Raw genomic sequence first — 21,332 nt, forward strand, 5'->3', positions numbered from 1 at the left:
TATACTTGGTCTGATGAACACCGACGAAGATATTCGCAAGGGAAGACACTGCGTTTTCCTGATGCATGTGCATTTGGTCTTCGTCACCAAATACCGACGTGGCGTTTTCACCAAAAAGATCCTCGACGACCTGCGAATTGTCTTTGCTGGCGTCTGTGCGGACTTCGAGGCGCAGCTGGTGGAGTTCGACGGGGAGGACGACCATGTGCATCTGCTGGTGAACTACCCGCCCAAAGTTGCGGTGTCGAATCTGGTGAACAGCCTGAAGGGCGTATCCAGTCGGATGATTCGGCTCAAACAGTACCCGACCATTCACAAAAAGCTCTGGGATGGCGCCCTCTGGTCGCCAAGCTACTTCGCCGGGAGCTGCGGGGGCGCCTCGATTGCCGCCATCCGGCAGTACATCGAACAGCAGCAGACACCTCACTGACCGCCGCCGGATACAGGGCCAGCTTCGCTGTTCGCGCTTTCCTTCCCCGCCCTGAAGGGCGAGGTTTGACGCGCACTCCGATCAGATACGCGCGCGCAACTCCCTCACACCGCGACCAAGCTTGCGTCGCAGAAGGACGCGCAAAGTGACTCCGTCGGAGTAGCCGATCTGCGTGGCGATTTGATCGATGCTTTCACTGCTGGTGCGCAGTAGCTGTACCGCACGCTCGACTCGCAGATCCTGAAAGTACGACAGCGGTGTCTTGCCCAACACGCTGTGCAGGCGCCGAGCCAGCGTGCGTTTGCTGGCGCCGACTGCGACAGCCGCTTCTTCGAGCGAGAAGCCTCGCGCGAGTTGCTGGCGGGCCCAGCCCTCGAAGCGCTCGACCACGGGGTCGGCGTGAGAGAGGTGATCGGGGATCACGAACTCGGCTTGCGAGCCGCGCGCTTCGACCAGCAGATAGCGCGCCGCCAGCGCCGCCAGCGCCGGGCTGCGGCTGCGGACGATGCTCAGCGCAAGGTCGATATGAGCGAGGGCCGCGCCAGCCGTGATGAAGCGCGCCGAGTTCACGAGCATGCGGGACTCGTCGAGCATCACCTTCGCATAGCGCTGCCGAAACATCGGAGCCAGCCACCACGACGTCGTGGCGCGCTGACCGTCGAGCAACCCGCTCTCGGCCAGCACGAATGTGCCGGTGCACGCGGCGCCAGCGACCGCACCAGCGTTTGACCACTGCTGCAATACGACGGCCGCGTCGGCCATGTCGGCGTGTGCAAGTCGAGCCGCGAGCGTGTCCGGCATCTTGGCGCCGAGCGCGGGCACGAGCACGACGTCGGGCTTCACCGCACCGTGCAGGGGTACCACCGGCACGGTCAGCCCCTGCGCGGTGCGCACCCGCCGTCGCACCCCTACCAACGCCACTTCGACTGGCGACGGCGGGTGTGCGAGCAACCCAGCCACTTGGTTCGCCGTGTCCAGCGTGTCGGTAAGGGCCGCAAGGCCCAAGTCGAACACGCCGTCGAGAACCAGAATGTGAATACGCATGGCAGTAATGGTATCAATGTTGGCTTTCTTGCCACTCGCTGATTGTCCGTGCGGCGCAGAGACTTACCACTCGCCAATCCATTTACCTGTTCAACGAGAGAAGCACTCCATGTCCAAATTCGCCCTGTTCGTCCGTCTGGAAGCCAAGCCCGGCCAGGAGGCTGCGGTTGCCGCCTTTTTGGCTGGCGCGTTGGCGCTCGCCAATGCCGAGTCGGGCACCACCACCTGGTTCGCGCTGCAATTCGGCCCGTCGACGTTCGGTGTCTTCGACACCTTTGCTGACGAGGAAGGCCGTGAGGCCCATCTGCATGGCCCGATCGCCGCGGCGTTGACGGCCAACGCCGCGGCGTTGCTCAGCACGCCGCCGAACATCGAGAAAATCGATCTGCTCGCGGCGAAGTTGCCTGGATGACCAAACCCTAGCGACGCAGTTCCTCGATAAGGTACTCGAGCAGAGCGCATGCCGAGGGCTTCGGTCGTCGGCCCGGCATGAACGTGCTGTGGGCCTCGACCTCGCCCCTCTTCCAATCGGGTAGCCCGTACATGTCGTGGTTACATGCTTTCGTGCCCACTCAATGAATATGTCCTACCGCCACAGTCATCGCCGATGATGGCCACACTGCATGCTCCTTCGCTGGCGCCAGCTTTTGCCAGCTAAATTTTGGTTTTCCAAAACGCTTGCATTGCCTTCGTCCGCTCATCACGCTCAGTGGTCAGGTACATCGAAGTCGTCCCGATCGACACGTGCCCGAGGTTGTTCTGCACCACCTGCAGCGGCACCGGCCTTTGCACTCCCCTACCCTGCAGCGCATGCGACGCGTGCGAATGCCTCAACCAGTGCGTGCTGAACTTCATCAGTTGCTCCGCATCGGATTCAGGCAGGCTTTTGCTTGCCTCCGCCATAAATGCTTTGAGTGCCTGATAAAGCGCGGAGGCCGACCATGAGGCCGGTTGCTTCACTCCGCTGTCAAAGCGCGCCAGCACGTGGGTGCCGCGGTTGCTCATCGCGCCCACCTGCCGCTCGAACCCGTGCCGTGCCAGTTCGTCGCCCAATTCCTCGACAAGCTCTCCTGGCACAGGCACCTGCCGGTTCCGCCCGCCTTTACCGGTTACCAACAGCAGCCAGCCGGTCGCCATCGCGCCATCATCGGTCCGGTAGTCGACCCGTTCCAGATCTTCACACCTTGCGGCCGTGATCTCGGCCAAGCGCAGGCCCGTCTCATAAAGCCAGTGCATGCTGCGCCGGAGTCGCCGGTCCATCTGTGAGTCGCAATGCCCCTGCAACAACGCGTCGATGTGATCCCACTGCGCAAACGTCAGCGTCCTGCTCGATCCCAGTGGCCGCTGTGGTCCGGGTGGCAGCGCCACCGCAGCGAACGGATTGCCGACGACATACCCTTGGCTCACCCAATAGCCAAACAGGCTTCTAAGGATGATCAGCGACTGCCTCAACGCCACCGTGCCCAGCGGACCTTCCAGAGGCCGCCACAACGGCGACCAGCGCTGTCGGTGCCGCGGGCCACACCAGGTCGCCGGCGGCGCCGACAGAAACGATCGGAACGCCGTCGTATCTTCTTCAGACAACGACGACAGTGCCTTCTTGCGCTCGAGGATGGCCCACAGCAGCAGGCGTTCGGCTTCCTTGCGATACGCCCGCTGCGTAGAAGACAGAGTGCCGTCTTCGACGCCTGCTTTCTTCGAAGCCAGCCACGCACCGACGGCCTCACGGTCGTCGGCCGCCATCAAGCGGCACTTCTCGCGCGGCGCACGATAGCGCCCTGCGTTGCCGTTGAGTTCGGCGGGCAAGACGAATTTCTCGTAGGGACGAATGGCTGTTGCGGCAGGAACGACTGCGGCAAGGTCGACCTGTGAAAGCTGCGCCCTCGGCGTCTCTGCGTGGACGCCGACTTGAAGCCCTAGCACCTCTTCGTTCGCGTGCAGCCAGTCCAAGATCCGCAAGGCCTTCAGTTCGCCAACACCGGGCACATCCACCCACCACCGTGCACCGATGGCATTGATGCGTTCGACCAGTGCAACGAGCGTCGGGATTCCAGCACGCTCCAGGCGTGCCGACAGTGAGGGGTTGAGCCAGGCGGCCACGCCATCGCCTGGTTTGGGGTCCTGCGCCACCAGCCCCTGCAGCCAGCGCAAGGCCTCGAGCTGTCGTTCGATGACACGACCACGACGGGAAGTGGCTGCGGGAGCGCCCTGCCCTCCCGTGCCCGCGCTCGGGTACGCCTCTTCATAGGCTTCGAGCTGCTCGGCTTCCGAGAAGTCTTCCATCCCTCTCGCCTCGGCGAACTCTGCGAGGCTCGGGATGGCTGGGGCGGAGACGAACCGATCCGGATCTAGCAAGATCAGCCGGGCCGTGCCCGGCCTGTGCTCGCGCCGGGCGGCCGCGGCAAACTGGTCCCGGATCCATGCACTGGTCCGGCGCACCTGGCGCAAATCCGCGTGCTCGCCTTCCAGGCCTAGATAGCGGTCCCAACTAGCCCGCTCGTCCAAACCCTGTGCCAGCGCCCGCATGAAGGCGAAATGTCCACTGTGCAGCTTGCGCGGCGGAGTTTTGCGCCGAGTCACGTGGATGTCATCGGTCGGTGGTCATCACCGGCTTGCCAGAACTTCCACCAGGCGCGAACCGGTGTCGCCTCCGGCGGCAGGCTCCGCATCTGGCTCGCCCGGGTCCTGCGCCGCCGCTCGACCTCGAAAGCCTGCGCGATGCCGAAGGCCTCGCGGTCGCCGTGCAGCGCCCTTGCGCGCCCGGAGTCGCACAGGCGCTCGAGCTCCTCATTCTCGACTTGGGCGAGCTGGTAAGGCTGGCGGACTGTCATCGACTTGAAGTGAGCGTGGGTGAAGCGCGGTCCCTGGGAGGTGTTCAGACGACTCAGACCTGTTCCGGCTTGCAGAAAAGAATGCTGTGACTGAAATAGCGGCCGAAGCTGTAGGTCATGATTGTTCCAATGATAAGTAATATTATCATCAACGCGATATTTTGCTTTCAAAGTTGATAACCAGTTAGGACATCAATCTAAGTTGTTGATTTGATTGGGGGTTTTAACCCGCCGTCCTGTTCGGGTCTGGGGGTTGTTGGCATTCTTTACCAGCTGATCCGGCATGTTGCACCTAGTGCGAGCGTCTTTGCGAAACGGATCTTGAGTCCAATCTCCGGCGCCGCTCGTCTAGATCGAGTATCCCAACGGATCTCACATTGTCGTCAACTCATCGCGTGCGGATCCTGCGCAAGGCTTCGCCGATTGCCGCTTCCAAACCCTCGAGCGTTGCATCAGTCGCGGCCTCTGCGGAAATGGAGAGCGTCAGTTCGCCGCCCTTGGATCGCACCAGCGAACCGGCCCTCTTCCCGGCGATCTGCAGCTCGATCTTTTCCGGTTTGTCGAAACCGACTTTGGCGTCCAGCAACCTGGCCACCAAAGTGGCCGGCGCCAACCCCTGGCCGCGCAATTTCTCCACACGCCGCAGTACGCCACGCTGGTCCTTTTCCATGACCACGTTGATCTGCTCCGCGTGGCGGAAACTGATCTCGAGTGGACTCCGGAAGCACTCGACAACGGCCAGTGGCAGCTGCGCCACCATCAGCGCCTTGCGTACCCAGGTGTGGCTCACGCCCACCGCCTCCGCCAGCTGGCGTTGGGTCGGAAATAGTTGTTCTTCCAGGGCGCGCTGGTACATCAGGCCCTGCTCGTAGCTGGACAAATCGGCTCGTTGGCGGTTTTCTCGGTCCATGGCCGCGAAGAGAGCTGCGTCGCCCAGCTCGTCCGTCCAGATCGACGCCAGCACTGGAATGCCCAGCTCGAGGCAGGCTCTGTGGCGACGGTGGCCAAATACAATTTCAAACTGGCCCGGTTCCTTTTCCAAGGGCTTGACCAAGATTGGTTGGACGTTGCCGCCTGCGTGCTCGATGTCGGCCTTGAGGCCAGCAAAGGCGCTCATCTTGAAAGAGGCGTCGTGGCGGTTGGCCCAGCGGCTGGGTCGAATGTTTATGGGGTCGAGCTTGCGCGTCGGCACGGAACCCTCGTACTGGCTCAGCCTCTCGCGAAGGCTAGCCATCTCCCCCTCCACCTGCTGGATCTGGCCGCGGAAGGCGATCATCTGTCCTGGCCCAGTGCGCGGGCCGGCCACGCGCCCGGCGACTGGTGGAAACCTGGTTTCCACGTCGGCATTGACGGACGGCGGCCCCTCGGACTCACTGCGAACCGGAAGACGCTCTACGGGCGGCGCGGCCACGGGCATCGTCAGCCCTGCCGTCAGGGCTTCAAGACGTTTGCGTGTGCTGGCCATGGTGGCGCCTCCGTTGATTTGGTTCGATGGTGCTGTGCTTGCTCGAGTTGGCGAGCCTGCGGGTACTTAGTGCGCCTCTTACCGGCGCGCGCTGGAGCATGACAAGAAGCTGGGACTGCAGCGTGGAAACCTGGTTTCCACCATCGCACTCCCCCGCCCTACGGAGCCTAATTTGCATGCCAAAGCGTGTAAACCTGGTTTCCACGCTGTCTTTCGTCGATGCGGTTTGACCTGTCATTTCGCTGCCCGTTCAGGCGACGCCCACGCCCCGACTATGGATTGCTCGACCAGTTCAACAAAAGAGTCATAGGCGTCCACTGCACGCTTGTATGTCTTCGCCGCACCTTCGTATTTCTGCACGTCGTACACCGTAGCGAATTCGGCGGCCTTATTGCTGGTCACGCTGGTCTTGGGAATCTCGACCGGCAAGGTGTATTCGCCATATGTAGCCTGGATCCATTGCCTTACGGCCGGCATTGCAGGGTCTGCCGCGTCTACCCGGCTGAGCAGAACGTGCAGAAAGTCAAAAGCCTTACCTTCACGGTCGGCGCTTTGCGCGTCCAGATTGCCTCCCATGTCCGCCAGCAGGGCCCAAAACTGGGCCGACGAGGCGAAGTCCAGGCCCGAAGGGGGTACCGGCACCACGATCCCGTCAGCAGCCCACAGGGCATTGATCGTCACGTACGACAAAGAGGGCGGCGTGTCGATCACGATCACATCGTAAAGGTCGCGCACCGAATCCAGGCCGGCGTTCAGAACATCCCAAAATTTGAAGTCTGGCACTCGCATCTGGCGGGCGGGTAGCGCGAACTCTGCGGAGAACAAGAATGGCGCCGCAGCGACCAGATCGATACCATCCCAGTAGGTAGAGCGGATCGCGTAGCGGATGTCGGTTTCGGAGCCATCGCACAGCGGTCCGATCGTCATCTCTTCGTTGACCTCGGCTTCGGGAAGCAGGCCGTGCAGTGTGGTGAGCGATCCCTGCGGGTCGGTGTCGATGGCCAGGACGCGGTGCCCGCGAAGGCTCAAGCCCTGCGCCAAAACCATGGCGGTCGTGGTCTTCGCGACACCCCCCTTGAAGTTACCAACGGCGATCGTGATGGCCTTGCGCCCCGTCGGTCGCATCTGGTCGCCACGATAGGTGCGGGTCCAGCGGCGCAGCTGCTCAAGCGTGAACGTTCGCTTCCCGCCGGAGGGCGTCAACTGGCCAACGGGCAAGTCGTCCTTGGTGATGCGATAGGCCACGTGGGCCTTATCAACCCGGCATAGCGAAGCCAGTTGTGCAGTAGAAAAGGTGGGCGGCAGCTTGCGCGCGTCAGGCGCCAGCAGCATGCCCCTAATCTGCTCGACCATGGAGCCAGCTCGCAGTGCCAACGCTGCGATCTTCTCCATATTGATGCTTTGGCGCCGCGGCACTTGGGACTCGGTGGAAACCAGGTTTCCAGCGGCCGGGGGAAGAATTGCTGACATGAGACTCGCCTTGTTCGACAGAATCCGGTGATTCTACGAGAATCCATAGAATGAACAAGATATGCGGAAACCGTGCGCATTGGACGCGCGACTATTGTGAGCTGCGTTGGGGACCGCTTCCATCGCCCACGTCAACCGACCTCTCGAATGGGCGAAATCTGCTGACGAAGACGTGCTTTCAAGGCTTTGAGCGCTGCAGGCTCGGCGTCCCAGAGCTATTTGAGCGGAGAAGGGGTGCGGTATCCCATATCCACACACATTGAAGCCCATCCCTTCTCACGCTGCACGGCCCGAAATCCCAAGAACCATCACATGCAATCCCATCGGTTCTCACATTGAAGCCCAACAATCCTCACGCAAACGAAGATAAGTCACTGTCGTGCTTCAGGAATCTGGCATGCCAACTCTTCAAATCCCCAAGTGTTTAACTCAACTGAACCAAGACACAACCGCCCGCCATCTGTGAATTGACCTGATCACAATACAGCCCCATGATGTGCGCTCTCCAATATCCACCACGTCCGTGACTGACGAAGCCGAACTCCCATCCCGAGCGCCACAGCGCGCGCAGCCGACCGCAGAAGAGCAAAGCGTGGCAAAGGCAAACGAAGCGATCGCGATCCGTCCCAAGCGCGGTCGCCTAACCTTGCTGTCCAGACGAATCTACAACGCGCTGCTGTACCACTCCCAGAGGCAGGGCGTCGACGAGCCTGAATACCGGCTCGCGTTGAGCGAACTGATCGGCGACGCCCGCTTCAACTCAAACAACACCGAACTGCTGAAGTCACATCTGCGGGATATGCAGGCCACCACCATCGAGTGGTCGACTAGCAGCAGTACGCTCAAGCGGTGGGTTTCGTCGCAGTTGCTGGGAACGGTGACGATCGAAGAGCAGGGCAGGGGCCGCCCCTGCATGGTGACCTGGCGCTATCCGGAAGAAATCAAGGAACGGCTGGTCAAGCCACACCAGTACACGCGCGTGCTGCTGGAGATGAGCAGCCAGATGCGCAGCTACTCCGCTGCCGTTCTCTACGAAATCGGCGCCCGCTATCTCACTTCTCCCGGTCGCCTGTCGATGCGCGAGGACGTGATGTGGTGGGCAGCCGTTCTAACCGGGCGCAGCGACATCAAGGAAGTCGACTACCGCTTTCTCAAGCGCGACGTCATCAATAAAGCGCTCGCGGAGATCGATGCCTTGTGCGAAGACTTCGGGCTCGAATTGATCGAGCACAAGCGGGGTCGCAAGATCGAAGAAATCCAGTTCAGGGTGGTGCCCAAGCTGCAGCAACGCTTGGGCGACATCGACGCGCCGAATCGCAACATCTTCGATTTGGAACTGGTGGGGCGTCTGATCACCCTGGGCATCAAGCAGGATGAGGCGCAGGACCTCTACGCCACCACGGACGAAGGCCAGATCCGCGCCACGCTAGACCACCTAGACCAACGCTTGCGCAACAATGCCATGCCTCCGTTGAAGTCGCCGGCGGCGTACTTCAAGGATGCGTTGAAAAAGGGCTACGCGGGCGTCACAGCTACCGCGGCGTCAGCGCCGGGGCCAGCGCCCGCCGCGTCGTCGCTCCCGGTGCTGACGGAGGCCGACCGGCTGCGTCGTATCCGCGAATTGTGGGAGAACGACCGCGTCGGTCAGGCGAGGGCTGTATTTGCTGAAATGCTGGGTTCGATGCAGGCTGAAACCTGTAGCCGATTTGAGTCGCTGCAGTTGGGAAAGATCGCAGCGCCGATCGCGCGGGCGTGGCGGAGGGACGGTCCGGCCAGCCGGATCGCCGGCACCACTTTCTTTAAGTGGCTGGCTCAGGAGACTTGGCCCGAAGAGCCGACCGATCGCGTGTTGCTTGACTTTGCCCTGCAACGTGGCGTAGTGGGCGTCTAAGAAGTGGGTAGTTACTTAGGCAAACACTCAGTCAAACAGGTCGCTGTCGGGATACAAATCGGTTGACCTCGCCGCATGGCTTGCCAGCCTGACTAAGGTCTTATCGACCCGCCGCCGATGCCGCTCGGGATCCCGGTCCGTTGCAGGAGGCGCTCGCGTACGGCCTGCGAGCCGCGCGTGAGGTCACGTATGCCGGCGACACCGATGAATTGTTCCCGTCAATGACGGCATGTAGGCGCCGCACCTTACGCAAACAGGGAAGGGCAGGGCGCTCGGCCGCCCTGCATTGCAGCCGAGACGGCTCGATCAAGGCGCAAGGCGCTTGAGGGCGGTGGTGACCAGGCCGCAGATGATGAACTGCTAGCCCTCGCGGAACGAAATCTCGGGGAAGGTTGGATTCGGCGGCACAAGTTTCACGCAGTGCGCTCGCTTGTGCAATGTCTTGACGGTGAGGTCATTGTCGACCTGCGCCACCACGATACAGCAGCGCCGTGGTTTCAACGCCCGGTCGGCCACCAGGATCACTCCGTCGTCCATGCCCACTTCGGGCATCAACTGGCCACTGGTCTGCCAAAAGAAGGGGGCCCGCGGATGCTTGATCAGCAGCTCGTTGCGATCGTGGCGCTTGGTCAGGAAATCGTCAACCGGCGACGGAGTGCCCGCGGTCAGTTTGCCCTGCACGAAGGGAAGAGAGCCACGCCCGGCGTCAACGCCGCCAGCAGGGCAGCCGCCGGGGTGCCGTCGATTCATCCAACATCAAGTTGGAGGGCCGAGTCCGAAAGAGAATATTGTGCGAGGGTTTTCCAACGTGACGATGCAAAGTTGTCGATGCGCTGTCTACCGAACGGCAAGTCCCTTTATGACTTGCACCGTGCTATTGAAATATTGAAAGATTGCCATGACCATCGAGCTGGACAAGGATGCGCGCCAAGAGGCGATCGCCTCCGTCGAGCGCTACTTCCGGGAGAACATGGAGGAGCGGATCGGTAACGTGGCCGCGGGTGGGCTGCTGAAATTCTTTTTGGAGGAAGTGGGCCCGCTCATACACAACAGGGCGGTCGCCGACGTGCAGAAGCGAATGCAGGCCCGCGTCTCGGAACTGGACATCGAAGTTCACGAAGACGAGTTCCCGTACTGGCGAAAGCTTGACCGCAAACAGCACGATCGCAAGTGATGGTGCGATGGTCGTGTGCAGTTCCTGGCTTTAAGCCCGGCCACCGTCGTCTTCAGGGGATGTAGGCTGAAGCTCTTGACCCACATGCTTTGAACCTATGAACAAACGACGCGTCCACGAACTCATGCGAGCCCGCTTCCCGGCCTCTGCTCCCGCACAGCAGGCATGGACAAATATTGCGGATGTGCGGGGTCGTCTGCTGGCCGAGCAGGCATATGCAAGCGTTGCGCAGCCCTTTGTCGATCGAGGCATCGAGGAAGTGCTGGTACAGGTACATCGCAAGGTCGGAGGCCGCATGCCAACCACGCAACTGATGGCGTACGTCGCAGAGCACATCGCGGAAGGGCACATCAGGATTGCAGACCGTGCGTTCTCCGTGTTTTGTGTTGTCGCCGCGAATGGTGTTGCAACCAGCTGGCAAGACGAAGCGGTAGGAGTCGACGCCCAGTAGTCAAGCCAGGCGTTTACTCTTGCGCCCTCAGCGCCGGTAACCCCAAATGTTGCTCGTCGCTCTGTCGCTAAGGCACGGCCTTCGCTCTACTTGCGATCGCTTGATGGGAGCAGCTTTCGGTGCGCTGCAGTTTCTGCCTGATATCGACCATTCGACAAAAAGATGTGGATCGTCGTCATCACTGCATTGTTGCCCAAGGCGCGTTGCCGGTGAAGCAAGCCGCCCGGAATGGATTCGCGGTCAGTAGCTCATCTCGATCGCAACTCCCTGAGCCCATCGGCTGTCCCAATGCGCCGTGAATTGCGCGGCCAGCTTCGGGTTGTTCCAGACGACCAGAGTGTTTTCCGAGTTGGAGCGGGCCGCTGCCTGGCTGTAATTGAACGAGCCGGTCTCGGTGTGGAGACTGTCGACCACGATGTACTTGTCATGGTGAATGGCGTAGGTTGAAATGACCTTGATCGGGATGTCCGCGCCCGCGATGAGGTTCATTGCCGCGATGCTGGCCTTGCCGCGATTGCCCCGGTCGTCCACCAGCACCTTCACGTCGACACCGCGCTTGTGGGCTTCGATGAGCGCACGCACTATGTTCGGCGAAGTGAACGAGTAGCCGGCGAGTCGTGCCGACTGGCGCGCGCTGCCGATGACCTTGAGTACGAGTGCCTCGGCTCCGGCTTCTGGCGAGAAGCCAACCTCGATCTGCTGACCGTCAGGCACAGAAAGTGTTGCCGATGCCTGGTGGTGCACGGAGCAGCCGACCGGCATCAGTAACGCCAGGCATAGCACGCAGCGATTCAGATCAGGAAAGGTTAAAAGTTTCATCAAGGAAAGTGCAACAGTGTGGTGGGAATCCTAACCAGGAGCACGGAATTGCTTTCCTTGGACACGCTGAAACTGAATTGCCTGCAGATGGTTCCGGCGCTGTCCAATGAAGTTGCCCAGAACCATGGGTGACAACGATTGATAGTTTTACAACCATCTCTGCACGAGTGCCGTTGGGGCGCTGCTGTTCAACCTGCGTGCAAAGCCGTACGAGCACACCAGCGTGGTGGTGATGACCAACCTGGACTTCGCAGAATGGTTCAGTGTGTTCGGGAATCCGAAGATGACTACCGCGTTGCTCGACTGGCTCACGCACCATTGCTACATCATCGACACGGGCAATGACAGTTGCCAGATCACGCACGCCACGACGAACTCAGAGAAGCACATAAAGTCTCGTGAGCAGGCGCGAAAGACGCCGGCTGGAAACGCCGGCTAAGCAATTACACAAGCGGGGACAAGGTTCTCTGGGCTTCACCCTTCGCGCCTTCTTCGCGCAAGCGATCTGCCATTCAAAAGGAGCCGAGAAAGGACGAAGACGGTGGAGTCATGCACAGCCGGCATCCCCGATGCCAGCTTTTATCCCCGTCTCCCATTGGATGCCGCTGTCGTTCGCGCCGAAACCCAGTGCAACAAACTGAGTCTTGGCCGACGCAAGCGCCATGACTCGAATGCACTCCGACTTTTGGGCCCCTGAGGGGGCCTCGCTTCAGACTCCGGGCGAGCTTGCCATTCGGGGCAGCCGCATGGTAAATCGCGTCTTGCCGTCAGCTGACATTCCAACGACCTCGCCGCCATGACCCCTCGCGATTTCGCGAACGATAAAAAGTCCCAGACCCAGGTTGGCCCGTTCGTCCAGGGGCTCGGCCGGCGCGCCGCGGCGAAGCGGCTCGAACAGTTGCGGGATAGCTGCGAGTGGGATGGGCTCGCCAAGGTTTTCAACGGACAACTGGACGGCTTCGGCGTCACCGCTCAGGTGAATAACCACCGTACTGCCTGGCGTGCCGTACTTCGCCGCGTTGTTGACAAGATTTCCCAGCACCTCGCGTACGCGCGACACGTCGAATTCACCTGAGGTGTCGCCCTCCGCCTCAAAAGTAATCGGCGTGTCCGGCAGAGCGGCGCGCAGCACATCGATCTCTTCCCTGCAGGGGCCCGCAAGATCAGCGGCTGTCCGTCTGACGCCGATGCCAAGACCAAGTGAGGCACGGCTGAAATCGAGCAAGTCGTCGAGCAATGTCTTCATCCGCTTGCCGCTCTGGACAAGCCGGACAGTGTGACGGGTCAACGGTTCGAGAGTGGTCATGCGCGACAACACTTCAGCAGTCAACAGAATGGCGTTGAGCGGCCCTCGCAGATCGTGCCCAAGCACGCCAAGAAATACGTGCCGCCAGCGGTCCACTTCGGCTGTGTAGAACGCCACCGACTCGGCCACAGCTTGATCAATGGCTTCGTTGAAGCGCACTACGTCGTCGGACGCGTCGTCGTCGAAGTGCGATGCCTCACCCAGCCAGAGCCGCAGCACCGAAGCGCGCAGCGCCCGGTATTCCGCCACGAGCTGCTCGATGTCGAAACCCGCCTTGGCCCGCAACTGCGCGTGCGTCTGCGCTGCGCTCTCAGGGGCGCCCTGCGGGCGCTGTTGCTGGCCGAGTGATTTGAGCTGCTGCGCGGGTCGTGTCTGGGGTGCTCGCAGGTCCACTGCCACAGCCTGCAGAATCATCGGCATGTGATCCCGTAAAGCCTCCGCATCGAGATGCCGGGCGGCGGGATCCAGGGTGCGCGCAAATTCTTCCGCGCTGAACACGATGGTCTCGATATTCTGGTCAATGAAATCCGCAAGCCGCATAGAAACCTCGGTGGCTGACATGCGCAACCTGCGCATCGGCCGATCGTACCCAATCGCATCCGCGTTGCGGACGTGGACGAAGTGCTTACCGGCCCTCGTGGCCAACCCTTAATGATGCTCGGCTGACTGCGACAGAGCAAGAAACAACGTCCCGGCGGTTGTCCCGTCGATCGCTGCAGGATTCGATCCCCGCGGAACAACTGCCTGCGTCAAAAGATCGGTCTGCACCGTACGGGGAAGCCACGCCATTGGCCATGACTTAAATATGGGCTGCGAGATGAGCCGGCTGTCCAGCACGGCGCAGTTGGCGTGGCGCTTGTCCTTGCGAATACGGTTAACCAATGTGGCCAGTTGCACTTCTTCTCCTTCAAGGTACTGGAAAAAGAGGTTGTCCGCAAGATAGAGCGCGCCGGTTATTTGGCGGGCGGCGTTGGCTTGCCGGGCCTCGATGCAAATGCGCAATCCCTCAGCAGCGTCGCAGAGCGCCGTGCTTGAATAAATCAATCGACCGAGCATGAGATCTTGTGTCTCTCAAGTACTCGAGGTTGTTTGTGCGCAGGCTATGAACTTCGGCGTAGGACGACTCCATGAGGAGTCCGATTGAAGTTGCCCTCATCGATGCTTCTAGCCGACGGCAGCGCACGCCCTATTTCGCACTGGCCGCAGTTTCTTGCATGGCGTGGACGCATTTGCTGTTTGCGCGGTGCTCAGACGCACGCTCCTGGTTCTGTACAAAGGCAGAAGGTACAGTGCCAAGGCAATTTATTCCAAGGCGTGGGTCGATTAGCCGACCTACTTGTTTGTGCTGTGCGATGGCATCACGATCGGCGCAGTGCGCGGCGGCAATGCCACGCGGCATCTCAATCATTCCTGGGCGCCGAACCGCGAAGCAACGGAGCCCTACGACGACACTGGCCGCCTCGTTCACTAGTTCTGGGCTTTGCGCAAACTCAAGGCCGATGAAGAGCTTTTCGTCCACTACCGATTGCAAGCCGAGGCCGCCTCCGTCCCGGCCAACTACCTTTGACCCTGCCAAGCCGCAATCTGCCGCGGAACCATGATCGGCAAGGCGCATCCGCCCCTCGATCTTTTGCAGTTGGTGCGGACTGTGTGGTCACCTTGTGGTTTAACCGGCGAACGGTTTTGTCAAGTGCGCTATTTCACCGAAAATCCCGGCTCGAGGCACGCAATCGCCCGAGCAGCTTGTCGTGATTGCGCAGCTTCAACGCGACCAGCGAGTGCACACCTTTCTCGGACTGCCAGGTGCCTTGCACTGTGAGCAGCATCGACCCCCCCAACGCCGCCCGCTGTGCCTCGGCAACGCTGGGCCACACGATGATGTTCACCGTGCCGGTCTCGTCTTCCAGCGTCGCAAAGATCACGCCGCTGGCCGTGCCCGGCTGCTGCCGGTGCGTCACGATGCCGCTCGCTCGGACAGTGCTTTTGTCTTTGGCATTGCGTCGCAGATCCTCCGCGGTTCGGATGCCCCATTTCGCCAGCCGGGGCCGCAGCAGCGCCAGCGGATGCCGACGCAACGTCAGGCCCATCGAGGCGTAGTCGTCCGCGATGTCGGCGCCTTCGGTAGGTGCGGCAAACTCGATGGTCTCTTCGATCGTCGGCGCGTTGCGCAGCAGCTCGGTGGCCCGCGTCTCGACACCGATCGCTTCCCACACAGCGTTCGGCCGGTGGCCCGCCAGCGAGTGCAGGGCATCGGCGCCGGACAGGCAACGCAGGTCGTGCGCATCGAGCCCTGCGCGCCGCCCGAGATCTTCGACCGTGGCAAAAGGCGCAGTCGCGCGCTCGGCCACGATCCGCTGTGCCACGGCCTCCCGCATGCCCGAGATCTGCGACAGGCCCAGCCGCACTGCGCGCAAGGGGTCCACGAAAGCGGTGTCCCAGCGCGGACTGCACCCGCTGGCCTGCGTGGCTTCTTCGAGCGTGGTCTTCCACTCGCTGACTGTCACATCTACCGGCCTGACCACGACCCCATGCTCGCGCGCATCGCGCACCAATTGCGCCGGTGCGTAGAAGCCCATCGGCTGGCTGTTAAGCAGGCCGGCGAGGAGGGCGTCGGGATGGTGGCGCTTGAGCCAGCAGCTCACGTAGACCAAGAGGCCGAAGCTGGCCGCATGGCTCTCCGGAAACCCATAGCTGCCGAAGCCTTCGATCTGCTTGGCGATTCGATCGGCAAACTCGGGTGTGTAGCCCTTTGCCAGCATGCGATGGACGAGCTTGTCCTGGTGCGGCTCGAGCCCGCCCTTGCGACGCCAGGCGCCCATGGCCCGGCGTAACTGATCGGCTTCGCCAGCGGTGAAATCGGCTGCCAGCATGGCGATCTGCATCACCTGCTCCTGGAACAGCGGCACGCCCAGCGTGCGCTCGGTCGCCACCTTGATCTCGTCGCTTGGGTAGTCGATCGCTTCTTCGCCCGCTCGGCGGCGCAGGTACGGATGCACCATGCCACCCTGGATCGGTCCGGGCCGCACGATGGCCACCTGCACCACCAGGTCGTAGAAGCGCTCGGGCTTCAGCCGCGGCAGCATGCTCATCTGTGCACGGCTCTCGATCTGGAATACGCCCACGGTGTCGGCCTTTTGGATCATGGCGTAGGTCACCGCGCACTCGGCCGGCACGTCTTGCATGCCGAAGGGGGCGCCACGTTTGCCCGCAACGAAGTCGAAGGCGCGGTGGATGGCGGTGAGCATGCCGAGCGCCAGCACATCTATCTTCAAGAGGCCGAGTGCATCAAGATCGTCCTTGTCCCACTGCACCACGGTGCGATCGTCCATTGCGGCGTTCTCCACCGGCACCAGGCGGCTTAACTTGTCGCGCGCGATGACGAAGCCGCCGGTGTGCTGGCTCAAATGACGGGGGAAGCCCCGGACTTCGTTGGCAAGTTGCAGCCACTGCTTCACCTTGCGTGTCGACGGATCGAGGCCGCATTCGAACAGACAGGCTTCGGCAATCCATTGACCTTCTATGCCGTAGGCCTCGTTGGCCAGCCGCTCGACCGTCTCGAGCGGAAAGCCCAGCGCCTTGCCGACATCGCGCAGCGACGACTTGGTTCGGTACGAGGTGATGACCCCAGTGATGGCCGCACGATCCCGCCCGTACTTCTTGTAGATGTACTGCATGACTTCTTCGCGTCGCTGGTGCTCAAAGTCAATGTCGATGTCCGGCGGCTCCTTGCGCTCGACGCTGATGAAGCGCTCGAAGAGAACGTTCATGCGGGCCGGATCGACCTCGGTAACGCCCAGGCAGTAGCAGACCGCCGAGTTGGCCGCTGACCCGCGGCCCTGGCACAGGATGCCCTGCGCGCGCGCCCAGTGCACGATATCGGCCACAGTCAGGAAGTAGGGCTCGTAGGCCAGTTGCGCAATGATGGCCAGCTCGTGCTCGATCTGGCCGCGCACTTTGTCGGAGAGGCCCGCGGGGAAGCGCGTGAGGGTGCCGGCGTAGGTGAGCGCGCGCAGGTGCGAAGCGGGCGTTTCGCCGGGCGGCACGATCTCGTCGGGATACTCGTAGCGCAGCTCTTCCAGGCTGAAGGTACACAGGCCCGCGATCTTCACGCTCTCGTGCAGCCATTCAAGCGGAAACAATTCAGGTAACAGCACACGGCCGCGCAGGTACTGTTCTCCGTTGCTCAACAGCTCGAAGCCGCACTCCGCCACGGTCCTGCCCAGCCGCACCGCCGTCAGCACGTCCTGCACGGGCTTGCGACCGCGGCTGTGCATCAGCACGCCTCCGGTGGCCACGATCGGCACGCCGGCCTGTCCCGCGGCTTCCTCGAGGGTCCATAGGACCAGGTCGTCGTCCATCTGCATCGGCCGGCTGCCAGCGATCCAGCCACGGCCGTCGAACCAGGTGCGCAGCCACATGGCCTGAGCGAAGAGGCTTTCGACGGTGGCGCCTGCCTCCGGCAGGAGGAGCGCGATGCAACCGGCCATGCCGGCCAGATGAGGGGCCTTGGCGGTCTTGCCCTCGATGTCAGTGACCAGCGCCTTGTACAAGCCCTTGGGTGCGCGCCGGCGCGCCAGTGTGATGAGTTCGCACAGATTGCCGTAGCCGCGCCGGTCCTGCGCCAGCAGCACCAGTCGAGCGAAGGGGGTGTCGTTGGTGGTCATGAACTGGATCTCGCTGCCGACGATGAAGTGCAGGCCGCATTCGCGTGCTTCGAGGTGGGCCCGCACGACGCCGGAGACCGAACATTCGTCGGTCAGGGCGAGTGCGGTGTAGTGCTTCTCGGCGGCCCGGCGCACCAGCTCCTCCGGCATGGAGGCGCCCACGAGGAAGGTGAAATTAGAGCGGCAGTGCAGCTCGGCGTAGGCGGGCGGAGAGGACGGAACGGGCAGGATCACAAAGCACAGACGTCGGCATCAAGACTGATAACTGTACATTCATCCAGTAGTTTTGTACGATGCGTTCATGGACAAATTGCACGATTCAAACGGCCGCCAAGCCCTGTGGATCGGTGCGTGTGCGCACCAGCTGCAGCGGCGCTGGCGAACGATCGACCCCGACGAATTAGAAGCGCAGGCCCTGGCTCTGTGGCGCAATGAGCACCTGCGCAGCCTCACTCCGGTTGAGGCCGCGGCCGAGTGGCTCAGGCCGGTGACCACCAAGGAGTTTTGGAATGAGCGGACGCAATGAATATGACGAGTTGGCGCATCGCGATCGGCTCTGGCTCAAGACGGCATTGCTCGGGGAGCTTTAGGGGGTACTGAACCATGGCGGGTTGGATGCGATGGTGAGCATGCCCGGCGTTGTGAGCGGCATCGGCCACATTGAAGGTGCCTCGCCGTTTTGTAATTCTCTGGCCACCCGCGATTGGGCTGCAGCCGCGACCGGGGACTTCAAGACGCTGGGAACTTCGCGAGCTGGCCTGCGCATTCGGTGGCCGCGAATACGCCGTGGTGGCTTTTGAACTGAAGCCTGACGAGGACAAGCCGGTTAGGGGTCGCCAAAGCAATGCCAACGACCCGCGTCGTTGCAGAATGACCGCATGTGTACTCGCTACATCAGTCCCGAGGTCCGCGAAATCGAGGCCCTCTGGCATGTCGGACCGCGCAACCAGGGTGATTGGGCACGTGATCTTCATCCGCTGCGGCCCGGGCCCTTCATCCGCCGTGCCCGCGACGGCTCCCCCGATCTGGTGGTCGGTCAGTGGGGAATGATCCCGCCCGACAGCACGACGCGAATTCCCTTGAGCAAGCCCAAAAAAGAAGGGGAGAAACCAAAGCGCATCAGCACTGTGAATGCTCGCCGCGAGTCGGTTGCGAGCCGGCCGACGTTCAGCCAGGCGTGGAAGCGTGGACAGCGATGCATTGTTCCGGCTTCGTCGTTCGACGAGCCCAACTGGGAAACCGGAAAAAACGTGTGGTGGCGCTTCTGCAGAGCAGACGGATAGCCTTGGGGCGTAGCTGGTCTTTGGAGCACATGGACCGATCCGCTCACCGGCGAGATCGTCCCCAACTACACGATGCTCACGATAAACGCCGACGCGCATCCTTTGATGAACCGGATGCACAAGCCTGTGCTTAACCCGGACACCAAGTTGCCCCTTCCACCCGATCAGCAGGACAAGCGATCGCTGGTGTTGCTCGAACCGGATGGTTTTGATCGATGGCTTTCTGGTTCGGTGGAAGAAGCCGAGACGCTTTTGAGGCTCACGCCCGCGGACGTCTTTAGTGCCGGCCCGTCAGGTCCACACGAGCGGGAGGAAATATTACTTTTATGATGTGTACTTCGCGCCCCGCGCACCTATGAAGTCGGACGCTTCAGGTGCGCCCTCACGCGATTGACAGACCTGCCGACTGCGGCAACAGCCGCGGTCAGTTCGGGTTCTTTCACTCCCAGCAATTCACACCAGAATTGAATTTCTTCCGCACTTTTCAGTGCGATGACTTTCGTGTGTGGCTTGGTGCGGTCGGGTCTTCCGGCAGGAACAGTCGCTCGACCTCGTCGGGACGCAGCTGTTCAGCACGTTCGCGGGCTGCGAGCGCCTCAAGACGCTGGACGCCTAACTTTTTGTGCATGGGATGCATCTTCCCTGCACTTATCCCTTAAGCGGCTTGCCGCACGCATAAAAAGCTGCCCGCACGCCCGCTCCATACCCGCCGCGATGTACGGCAGGGGCAGTCGCCAGCCCCGCTGGCTCGTCTATTCTCCAGCCATGAAATACGTCCCAGATTCCTTGCGCGCCGCGATCTGTCGCATGGTGTCCGGCATGTCGTAGCTCGTATTCGCAGCCACTCCTGCGTCCGCGGCGCCATGCGCCGTTCGCTCGCCTGACCTGATCGGCGCATGAGGAAGCCAGCAACGGTATTTCGAGGAGATGGAGTTCACCGCGCAGAAGGTCGACAGGAATTCAATTCCTGGCTGCACAGGCGCCCGGAGATATCAGGCGGCCAACTGGACGCTCTCCGACTGCGCGCTGCAGATCAGGTCAGGGCGCGCTGATTCAGACTCTTGGCAATTTCAAGTGCTGTCGCTGAGTGCGACGCGATTGACGCTGCGTGGGTGTGCTGAGCGCAAGGCGATCGTTTATCTGCGTATCCCATGAGCGAGGTCACCCCAGTGCTCTTGACCTAACGTCTTCGTGTCAGTCGTCGCTCAGCGAGGGCGGGGACGAGCGGCGGCGGACTACGTGTTTTGTTGTTGACGTGACGATCATCCAGGCATGAGAAAACTGCGCCAGTCGAGCCTTGATCTTGCATTGCCGATCCCGCAGGATGCGGCCGGGTCACGACGAAAGCAACGTGCAGCATCCAGCACACGTCAGCGCCTGATTCTCATCGACTACCAGAGTTGGGTTGCATGGACGGCCGATGTCGAGAACAGCCCGCAACCACGATCGCCGCGCACCTGAAGCCGCGCTCAAGATGCGCGTCGCCACCTACAACATCAACAATGTCCGCAAGCGCCTGGGCCCGTTGCGGGCATGGCTGGACGTGACATCGCCGGACGTGGTGTGCCTGCAGGAACTCAAGTGCACTACCGCGGCGTTCCCGTACGAAGAGGTCCGTGCGATGGGCTACGAAGCACTGGTGCACGGGCAGACCAGCTGGAACGGGGTTGCGATACTGGCCAGGAGCATGCCGATCGAAGTGAGGCGGGGCGATCACCACCGCCAGGAACAGCCATCCCTCGCGCTTTGGCTCATGAAGGCGCTGTCGTTATCGGAGTCCACCCCGAGCATGGCGAACGGCAACTCGCCCGCGACCTGCTCAAAGGCGCCCACGATCAGCATTTGCTCGCGCATTCTCATCGCCACGCACTCGGTCCATCCCGTGGCAATGTCCGTCATGGTCAGCGTGTGAACGTAGTCGCCATCCGTCTTCGGACCCCCACAGTGCTCGACAATGTCGATCTCGAAGAAGCCCGGCGGCGGATCGCGCCAGTCGGAGAAGGTGCGCACCGGGATACTGCGTCGGATGGCCGAGCCCACACCCTTGCGGCGTGAACGCTGCCCGTCAATGTGCAGGCGTGCGGCAGCGAGCATGCGGTCGATGGTCGCTGCGCTGACCTGAAGCACCTTGGTCCTGATGATTGGATCAAGGTCAAGATGGCCGTGACGCTCCATCGCATCGACCAGCAGCGGGACCAGCGCCTTCAGCCGTTTGCCACAGACCCGATCTGCCGCCTCCCAAAGCACCGTCAGCACTTGGCGTACCGCCTCGTCGTACAGGCGATCGCGTGCTGGCGCAGCACTCGTCTTCGTAACTTCCCCGCGTAGTACCCGAATCGAATGCTTGCGGTGGTAACCGGTCAGCGCCACGAATTCATCGAGGATATCTTGATCCGGTCGCCTAACGCTGCGCTGCGGTACCGCTCCCGCAGCGCCTCCACCAACTCCTTGCGTGTTGTCATGCTGATTTGCCTTGTCACGTTGTGCTCCCGCTGGACAATCAA

20 protein-coding genes and 2 pseudogenes are annotated in these 21,332 nt (G+C 61.7%); 10 read left to right on the top strand and 12 right to left on the bottom strand.

All coding sequences use genetic code 11. The features are described from left to right. Positions 1 to 13 precede the first annotated feature (13 nt). Positions 14 to 430, top strand: coding sequence for an IS200/IS605 family transposase (gene tnpA / locus RCH10_RS23230; RefSeq protein WP_323501920.1), 417 nt, complete (start codon positions 14 to 16; stop codon positions 428 to 430). An 81-nt stretch (positions 431 to 511) separates the two neighbouring features. Here tnpA and RCH10_RS23235 read toward each other — a convergent pair whose 3' ends face one another. After that, the gene (locus RCH10_RS23235) at positions 512 to 1,474 is read right to left on the bottom strand and encodes a GlxA family transcriptional regulator (protein WP_409054267.1); all 963 of its coding nucleotides are present in this window, start codon (positions 1,472 to 1,474) and stop codon (positions 512 to 514) included. A 109-nt stretch (positions 1,475 to 1,583) separates the two neighbouring features. Here RCH10_RS23235 and RCH10_RS23240 point away from each other — a divergent pair, with 109 nt between their 5' ends. Beyond that, a complete protein-coding gene (locus RCH10_RS23240) occupies positions 1,584 to 1,886 on the top strand; it encodes an antibiotic biosynthesis monooxygenase (RefSeq protein ID WP_409054268.1) in 303 nt (100 codons plus the stop codon). A 242-nt stretch (positions 1,887 to 2,128) separates the two neighbouring features. Here RCH10_RS23240 and RCH10_RS23245 read toward each other — a convergent pair whose 3' ends face one another. The 4 genes from RCH10_RS23245 to RCH10_RS23260 all read right to left on the bottom strand — a co-directional run bounded on the left by RCH10_RS23245 (position 2,129) and on the right by RCH10_RS23260 (position 7,240). Beyond that, a complete protein-coding gene (locus RCH10_RS23245; protein ID WP_409054269.1) occupies positions 2,129 to 4,000 on the bottom strand; it encodes a phage integrase family protein in 1,872 nt (623 codons plus the stop codon). Between the two features lie 50 nt (positions 4,001 to 4,050). Continuing rightward, positions 4,051 to 4,305 carry a hypothetical protein gene (locus tag RCH10_RS23250; RefSeq protein ID WP_409054270.1) on the bottom strand — a complete coding sequence of 85 codons (255 nt, stop codon included), beginning with the start codon at positions 4,303 to 4,305 and terminating at the stop codon, positions 4,051 to 4,053. Between the two features lie 388 nt (positions 4,306 to 4,693). Next, the gene (locus RCH10_RS23255; RefSeq protein WP_409054271.1) at positions 4,694 to 5,770 is read right to left on the bottom strand and encodes a ParB/RepB/Spo0J family partition protein; all 1,077 of its coding nucleotides are present in this window, start codon (positions 5,768 to 5,770) and stop codon (positions 4,694 to 4,696) included. Between the two features lie 234 nt (positions 5,771 to 6,004). Further along, positions 6,005 to 7,240: an AAA family ATPase gene (locus RCH10_RS23260; RefSeq protein WP_409054272.1), complete on the bottom strand. Its 1,236-nt coding sequence runs from the start codon at positions 7,238 to 7,240 to the stop codon at positions 6,005 to 6,007. A gap of 592 nt (positions 7,241 to 7,832) precedes the next feature. Between RCH10_RS23260 and RCH10_RS23265 the strand changes: the two genes are divergently transcribed. Continuing rightward, positions 7,833 to 9,131 (top strand): replication initiation protein, encoded by a 1,299-nt coding sequence (locus RCH10_RS23265; protein WP_323498597.1) that lies wholly within the window; start codon positions 7,833 to 7,835, stop codon positions 9,129 to 9,131. Positions 9,132 to 9,491: 360 nt separating this feature from the next. On the opposite strand, the gene RCH10_RS23270 is transcribed toward RCH10_RS23265, so the two are convergent. Next, on the bottom strand, positions 9,492 to 9,812 hold the full coding sequence (locus RCH10_RS23270; protein WP_409054273.1) for a S24 family peptidase: 321 nt from the start codon (positions 9,810 to 9,812) through the stop codon (positions 9,492 to 9,494). Positions 9,813 to 10,029: 217 nt separating this feature from the next. Between RCH10_RS23270 and RCH10_RS23275 the strand changes: the two genes are divergently transcribed. Then, complete coding sequence (locus RCH10_RS23275) at positions 10,030 to 10,305, top strand: DUF2164 domain-containing protein (protein WP_409054274.1); 276 nt, start codon at positions 10,030 to 10,032, stop codon at positions 10,303 to 10,305. A gap of 97 nt (positions 10,306 to 10,402) precedes the next feature. After that, on the top strand, positions 10,403 to 10,756 hold the full coding sequence (locus tag RCH10_RS23280) for a hypothetical protein (protein WP_409054275.1): 354 nt from the start codon (positions 10,403 to 10,405) through the stop codon (positions 10,754 to 10,756). A 240-nt stretch (positions 10,757 to 10,996) separates the two neighbouring features. Here RCH10_RS23280 and RCH10_RS23285 read toward each other — a convergent pair whose 3' ends face one another. Then, positions 10,997 to 11,518: a phospholipase D family protein gene (locus RCH10_RS23285; protein ID WP_409054294.1), complete on the bottom strand. Its 522-nt coding sequence runs from the start codon at positions 11,516 to 11,518 to the stop codon at positions 10,997 to 10,999. 238 nt (positions 11,519 to 11,756) lie between these two features. Between RCH10_RS23285 and RCH10_RS23290 the strand changes: the two genes are divergently transcribed. Further along, a complete protein-coding gene (locus tag RCH10_RS23290; protein ID WP_409054295.1) occupies positions 11,757 to 12,014 on the top strand; it encodes an ATP-binding protein in 258 nt (85 codons plus the stop codon). A gap of 270 nt (positions 12,015 to 12,284) precedes the next feature. Here the strand turns inward: RCH10_RS23290 and RCH10_RS23295 are convergent, their stop codons facing one another. The 3 genes from RCH10_RS23295 to RCH10_RS23305 form a co-directional block, all read right to left on the bottom strand. After that, positions 12,285 to 13,442 (bottom strand): sensor histidine kinase, encoded by a 1,158-nt coding sequence (locus RCH10_RS23295; protein WP_409054276.1) that lies wholly within the window; start codon positions 13,440 to 13,442, stop codon positions 12,285 to 12,287. A gap of 87 nt (positions 13,443 to 13,529) precedes the next feature. Beyond that, complete coding sequence (locus tag RCH10_RS23300) at positions 13,530 to 13,937, bottom strand: BLUF domain-containing protein (RefSeq protein WP_409054277.1); 408 nt, start codon at positions 13,935 to 13,937, stop codon at positions 13,530 to 13,532. Between the two features lie 644 nt (positions 13,938 to 14,581). Next, entirely contained in the window at positions 14,582 to 17,779 is a 3,198-nt protein-coding gene (locus tag RCH10_RS23305; RefSeq protein ID WP_409054278.1) for an error-prone DNA polymerase, read from the bottom strand. A gap of 67 nt (positions 17,780 to 17,846) precedes the next feature. Here RCH10_RS23305 and RCH10_RS23310 point away from each other — a divergent pair, with 67 nt between their 5' ends. From RCH10_RS23310 to RCH10_RS23320, 3 genes are all read left to right on the top strand, one after another. Beyond that, positions 17,847 to 18,071: a hypothetical protein gene (locus RCH10_RS23310; protein ID WP_409054279.1), complete on the top strand. Its 225-nt coding sequence runs from the start codon at positions 17,847 to 17,849 to the stop codon at positions 18,069 to 18,071. A 337-nt stretch (positions 18,072 to 18,408) separates the two neighbouring features. Then, on the top strand, positions 18,409 to 18,828 hold the full coding sequence (locus RCH10_RS23315; protein WP_409054280.1) for an SOS response-associated peptidase family protein: 420 nt from the start codon (positions 18,409 to 18,411) through the stop codon (positions 18,826 to 18,828). Positions 18,829 to 18,900: 72 nt separating this feature from the next. Then, positions 18,901 to 19,158, top strand: coding sequence for a hypothetical protein (locus RCH10_RS23320; protein ID WP_409054281.1), 258 nt, complete (start codon positions 18,901 to 18,903; stop codon positions 19,156 to 19,158). 23 nt (positions 19,159 to 19,181) lie between these two features. On the opposite strand, the pseudogene RCH10_RS23325 reads toward RCH10_RS23320, so the two are convergent. Next, a pseudogene (locus tag RCH10_RS23325) lies at positions 19,182 to 19,334 on the bottom strand (DUF3606 domain-containing protein); the annotation flags it as partial. A 968-nt stretch (positions 19,335 to 20,302) separates the two neighbouring features. Here RCH10_RS23325 and RCH10_RS23330 point away from each other — a divergent pair. Then, positions 20,303 to 20,512 (top strand): annotated as a pseudogene (locus tag RCH10_RS23330) (endonuclease/exonuclease/phosphatase family protein); the annotation flags it as partial. A 29-nt stretch (positions 20,513 to 20,541) separates the two neighbouring features. Here the strand turns inward: RCH10_RS23330 and RCH10_RS23335 are convergent. Beyond that, on the bottom strand, positions 20,542 to 21,198 hold the full coding sequence (locus RCH10_RS23335; RefSeq protein ID WP_409054298.1) for a hypothetical protein: 657 nt from the start codon (positions 21,196 to 21,198) through the stop codon (positions 20,542 to 20,544). Positions 21,199 to 21,332: the final 134 nt, after the last annotated feature.

The organism is Variovorax sp. GrIS 2.14 (assembly GCF_046115955.1).
In the GTDB taxonomy this organism is placed as follows: Bacteria; Pseudomonadota; Gammaproteobacteria; order Burkholderiales; family Burkholderiaceae_C; genus Variovorax.